5 protein-coding genes are annotated in these 5,222 nt (G+C 66.3%); 2 read left to right on the top strand and 3 right to left on the bottom strand.

Annotated elements, in window-relative coordinates; all coding sequences use genetic code 11:
* Together IC50_RS14385 and IC50_RS14380 are read right to left on the bottom strand one after the other, a co-directional pair.
* The coding region (locus IC50_RS14385; RefSeq protein WP_035705414.1) for an FAD-dependent oxidoreductase at nucleotides 1-576 on the bottom strand (576 nt) is incomplete at its 3' end.
* A 70-nt stretch (nucleotides 577-646) separates the two neighbouring features.
* Nucleotides 647-1,975, bottom strand: a complete 1,329-nt coding sequence (locus IC50_RS14380; RefSeq protein WP_035705411.1) for an aspartate aminotransferase family protein — start codon at nucleotides 1,973-1,975, stop codon at nucleotides 647-649.
* Between the two features lie 148 nt (nucleotides 1,976-2,123).
* Here IC50_RS14380 and IC50_RS14375 point away from each other — a divergent pair, with 148 nt between their 5' ends.
* Entirely contained in the window at nucleotides 2,124-2,672 is a 549-nt protein-coding gene (locus IC50_RS14375; protein WP_008561958.1) for a cupin domain-containing protein, read from the top strand.
* Nucleotides 2,673-2,861: 189 nt separating this feature from the next.
* On the top strand, nucleotides 2,862-3,014 hold the full coding sequence (locus tag IC50_RS42465; RefSeq protein ID WP_193374122.1) for a hypothetical protein: 153 nt from the start codon (nucleotides 2,862-2,864) through the stop codon (nucleotides 3,012-3,014).
* 39 nt (nucleotides 3,015-3,053) lie between these two features.
* Here the strand turns inward: IC50_RS42465 and IC50_RS14370 are convergent.
* Nucleotides 3,054-5,222: xanthine dehydrogenase family protein molybdopterin-binding subunit (locus IC50_RS14370; protein WP_035705408.1), on the bottom strand; the 2,169-nt coding region annotated here is incomplete at its 5' end.

Below are 5,222 nucleotides of genomic sequence, written 5' to 3'. Positions count from 1 at the left end.
CAGACGAAGCCCGCCGACGAATTTCTCCTTCACGCCTGATAGCGCCGGCTCGACCGCGATGCAGCCCTCGCGGCTCAGCACCTCGAAGGGCACGCCATACTGCTTGAGCACGGCGATGTCGTCGCCGGTGCCGTCGAGCTGGGCCTGGTGCCGAAAGAGCTGCAGCGTGCCTTGCGACCGCTCGTCGTACTGGATGCCGATGTCGCGACGCAGATCGCGCAGACAGTCGCGGCTGTATTCCGCGATCGGGATCATCCGGCTCTTGTTCACCGCGTAGCGCGCGCTGGTGCAGTTGCGCAGCATCTTGAGCAGCCAGACCCACATGACAGGATCGAGCTTCGGCCGGATCACCAGCGGGCCGTGCTTCATCAACAGCCACTTGACCGCCTTCACCGGCACACCGGGGCCAGCCCAGGGCGACGAATAGCCGGGCGACACCTCGCCGGCATTGGCGAAAGAGGTCTCCAGTGCCGGCTCCGGCTGACGATCGACGACCGTCACGTCATGGCCGGCACGTGCGAGGTAGTAGGCAGAGGTGACACCGATGACACCGCTGCCGAGGATCAGAACTTTCACGCTTCGTCAAACTCCCGCGGCATCACGCTCGCCGCTGCAAGGATACAACTCGCAACGGCGAGAGCAATTATCAGGCCACCTTCTTGATGGCGTCGCCGAGGATCGAAACCATCTGGTCGATGTGACTCTTCTCGACGATGAGCGGAGGCGACATCGCGAAGCTGTCGCCGCTCATGCGCAAGTAGAGGCCGGTGTTGAAGCAGTCGACCATCACGTCATAGCCCCGCGCGCCGGCGACACCGTCACGCGGCGCCAGCTCGACCGCACCCATCAGGCCGCAATTGCGGATGTCGACCACGTTCGGCAGGCCCTTCAGCGAATGCAGGGCATCGCGCCAATATTCGGCGATCGACGCACCCCGCGTGAGCAGGCCCTCGTCCTTGTAGATGTCGAGCGTCGCGATGCCGGCGGCGCAGGCGGTCGGATGCGCAGAGTAGGTGTAGCCGTGGAACAGCTCCATCTGGCTCTCCGGACCGACCATCAGGCCGTCGTGCACCTTCCTGCTCGCGAACACCGCGCCGCAGGGAATGGTGCCGTTGGTGATGCCCTTGGCCGTCGTCATCAGGTCCGGCGTGACGCCGAAGAAGTTGGCGGCGAACGGCGTGCCGAGGCGGCCAAAGCCGGTGATGACCTCGTCGAAGATCAGGAGGATGCCGTGCTTGTCGCAGATCTCGCGCAGGCGCTGCAGATAGCCCTTCGGCGGCGGCAGCACCGCGGTCGAGCCGGGCACCGGCTCGACGATGACGGCGGCGATCGTGTCGGCGCCGTGCAGGCCGACGAGACGCTCGAGATCGTCGGCAAGCTCGGCGCCATGCTCGGGCTGGTCCTTGGCGAAGGCATTGCGGGTGAGGTCGTGGGTGTGGCGGATGTGATCGACGCCCGGCAGCAGGGTGGTGAAGGCGCGTCGGTTGGCGACCATGCCGCCGACCGAGGTGCCGCCGAAGCCGACGCCGTGATAGCCGCGCTCGCGGCCGATCAGGCGGGTGCGGCTCGCCTGGCCGGTCGCACGGTGATAGGCGAGCGCGATCTTCAGCGCAGTGTCGACCGACTCGGAGCCGGAGTTGGTGAAGAAGACGCGGTCGAGGCCCTTCGGCGCGATTTCGGCAAGCCGCTCGGCGAAATCGAACGCCAGCGGGTGCCCCATCTGGAACGACGGCGCGAAGTCCAGCGTCATGAGCTGGCGCTCGACCGCGGCGGCGATCTGCTTGCGGCCGTGGCCGGCATTGACGCACCACAGGCCGGCGGAGCCGTCGATCACCTTGCGGCCGTCGACCGTGGTGTAGTGCATGCCCTCGGCCGAGGAGAACAGGCGGGGCGCCTTCTTGAACTGCCGGTTGGCCGTGAACGGCATCCAGAACGAGTCGGTCTTGATAGTGTTCGGAATCTGATGAAGGGTCACGGCCGCGCTCCTTTGCTGATATCCTAGCAGAGCCACGGCTTGGAAAGCGCAACAAGTCCTTTTCTGCTCAGCCGCAACCCATTGATTTGGCTGGGGCTGCCGGTCCATATTTGCGCGATCCGCAACACCTGCAACAGGGATCTGGGCCATGAGCGTCGACATCGGTGGACGGCTGCGATTCATCCGGGCGCGCCACAAGCTGTCGCAGCGCGAGCTCGCCAAGCGCGCCGGGGTCACCAATTCGACGATCTCGCTGATCGAATCCAACCAGATGAACCCGTCGGTCGGCGCGCTCAAGCGCATCCTCGACGGCATCCCGATGGGGCTCGCCGAGTTCTTCGCGCTGGAGCCGGAGTCCAGGCGCAAGATCTTCTATCGCGCCGAGGAGCTGACCGAGGTCGGCAAGAAGCCGATCTCTTACCGCCAGATCGGCGATAATCTGTTCGGCCGCAGCCTGCAGATCCTGAAGGAGCGTTACGAGCCCGGCAGCGACACCGGCCGCGTGCACCTCGTGCATGACGGCGAGGAAGGCGGCATCGTGATCTCGGGCAAGCTCGAAGTCACCGTCGAGGACGAGCGCCGCATCCTCAATCCCGGCGATGCCTATTATTTCGAGAGCCGCCGCCCGCATCGCTTCCGCTGCGTCGGCGGCAAGCCGTGCGAAGTGATCTCGGCCTGCACGCCGCCGACGTTCTGACGCGCATCCGGGATCTTACGGGACCACCGGTTTCTTACGGAGCTTGAGCCATCTCAATTTGTGCGAGCCAAAGCTCTATACGTTGGAAGCCGTAGCCGAGCAGCCTCGCGCAAAGGTGCTGAGGTTATGGCCCCGGACACTTGAGAATTCCTTGGGCACTCCGGGGCCGCTTCGTAACAGGGCTCGCAGATGAAGACCGCTCTCGCCTATGCAGAAGCCGCGCTCGAGGAAGTCCAGCGCGACACCGACAAGCTCCAATCGCAAGAGCTGCGCGCCGCCATCAGAAAATACATCGACGCGCAGAGAGAGCAGATCAAAGCTCTCCGCAGGATGATAAACTGATAGGCCAAGGCGGAGCGAAGTCTCGCCCCGCCCACGGCTTCAACGCTGCGCCAGCAACTCCTCGATCCGGATCGGAAAGCGGCGGACGCGCACGCCCGTCGCATGCCATACGGCGTTCGCGACCGCGCCGGCGCTGCCGGTGATGCCGATCTCGCCGACGCCCTTGATGCCGAGCGCATTGACGTGCGGGTCGTGCTCCTCGACCGTGATCACGTCGAGCGGCGGCACGTCGGCATTCACCGGGATATGGTACTCGCCGAGATTGGCGTTCATGATCCGTCCGCTGCGCCGGTCGGTGACGGCCTCCTCGTGCAGCGCGAACGACATGCCCCAGATCATGCCTCCGAACAGCTGGCTCTGCACCATGCGCGGATTGACGATCCGCCCGGCCGCGAAGGCGCCGACCATGCGGGTGACGCGGACCTGGCCGAGATCGGGATCGACCTTCACTTCCGCGAACACCGCGCCGTGGGCGTGCATGGCATATTCCTCCATCGCAGCAGGGTTCGCCGCACCGGTGCCGCGGGCCTCGACCTCGGCGAGGCCTGCGCGCGCGAGGATCTCCGCGTAGCTCTCGCCGCGGCTCTCGTCGTCGCGCCGGATCAATCTGCCATCGCGCGCGATCACCCCGGCGTTGCCAGCACCAAACAGCGGCGAGCGCTCGTCGCGGGTGGCGAGATCGGCGAGTTTCGCAATCACGGCCGCGCCGGCGTTGTGGATCGCTGCACCCGCGGTCGCCGTGTGCGCCGAGCCACCGGCAATGCCGGCATCCGGCAGGTCCGACGTCCCCGCCTTGAATTCGACGCGCTCGACATCGAGGCCGAGACCGTCGGCAGCGATCTGGGCGAGCGCCGTCCAGGCGCCCTGCCCCATGTCGTGCGCGCCGATCTCCATCACGCCGGAGCCTTCGCGGCGGATCGCCGCCCGGGCCTCCGCCTGGAACATCAGCGCAGGGAAAGTCGCCGTGCCCATGCCCCAGCCGACCAGAAGGCCGGCATCATCGCGCATTTGTCGCGGCCGGAGCGAACGCTTCGCCCAGCCGAACCGCGTCGCGCCCTGCTCGTAGCAGGCACGCAGCGCCTTGGAGGAGAACGGTCTTCCCGTCATCGGCTCGACCTCGGCGTAGTTCTTGAGGCGGAAGGCGAGCGGATCCATGCCGCAAGCCCAGGCCATCTCGTCGATCGCACTCTCGAGCGCGATCGAGCCCGTCGCCTCGCCGGGCGCGCGCATGAACAGCGGCGTGCCGGTATTGACCCGCACGGCATCGTGCGAGGTGCGGATCGCGGGTGCGGCATAGAGCGTGTGCGAGGCGTCGGCGGCGGGCTCGTAAAAATCGTCGAACGTGCTCGACACGGTCCTTGCATGGTGATCGAGCGCAGTCAGACGCCCCTCGCCGTCGGTTCCGATGCGCAACCGCTGCCGCGTCGGTGCACGATGGCCGACCGGGCCGTACATCTGCTCTCGGCGCAGCACCAGCTTGACCGGCTTGCCGACGAGCTTGGCCGCCATGATGCCGAGAACCGGCGGCCCGCCCATCAGCCCCTTCGAACCGAAGCCGCCACCAAGAAAGGGGCTGCGGATGTGGATCTTGTCATGCGCAATGCCGAACAATTCGGCGACGCGCGCCAGCGATAGCTTCAGGCCCTGGGTCGGCATGTCCACGAACAGCTTGTCTCCCTCCCAGTGCGCGACGACCGCATGCGGCTCCATGGCGTTGTGATATTGCGGCGGTGTTTCGTAAGTCGCATCGATCCGCTTCTCCGCCGCGGCAAGGCCGGCCTCGACATCGCCGTGGTGATGCTCCGCGGGATTGCCGACGCCGACGACGGGGGGCACGAAGCTCTCGCCGGCATCGAGGCCCACGAGCGGAGGCAGCGTCTCGTAGCGCGGCGCCAGCAACGCGGCACCTTCCGTCGCTGCCTCGAGCGTCTCGGCGATCACGACCGCGATCGGCTGGTTGGCGTAGCGCACTTCGTTGCTCTGCAACGCCTCCATCCGGAACACGAACGGATTGGTTTTGATCTCCGGATCGATCGCGAGCGGCGGCTTGTGATCGGGCGTCATGACATCCACGACGCCGGGATGCCGCTTGGCGGCGGAGACATCAAGCGAGACCACACGGCCGCGCGCGATGCTGGAGACGGCGATGACCGCAAACAGCATGCCGGGCGGGTGATTGTCCGCGGCATAGGTCGCCTGTCCCGTGAC

It is taken from the genome of Bradyrhizobium genomosp. I (2014) (assembly GCF_000261685.1).
In the GTDB taxonomy this organism is placed as follows: domain Bacteria; phylum Pseudomonadota; class Alphaproteobacteria; order Rhizobiales; family Xanthobacteraceae; genus Bradyrhizobium.
Note: the sequence above shows the minus strand (reverse complement) of the source record. Positions and strands in the feature narration are given on the sequence as shown.

What these genes read in the sequence shown, in the direction of transcription:
- IC50_RS14375 (WP_008561958.1), top strand. Translation starts at nt 2,124, where the DNA reads ATGAGCGTCGACATCGGTGGACGGCTGCGATTCATCCGGGCGCGCCAC.
- IC50_RS42465 (WP_193374122.1), top strand. Translation starts at nt 2,862, where the DNA reads ATGAAGACCGCTCTCGCCTATGCAGAAGCCGCGCTCGAGGAAGTCCAG.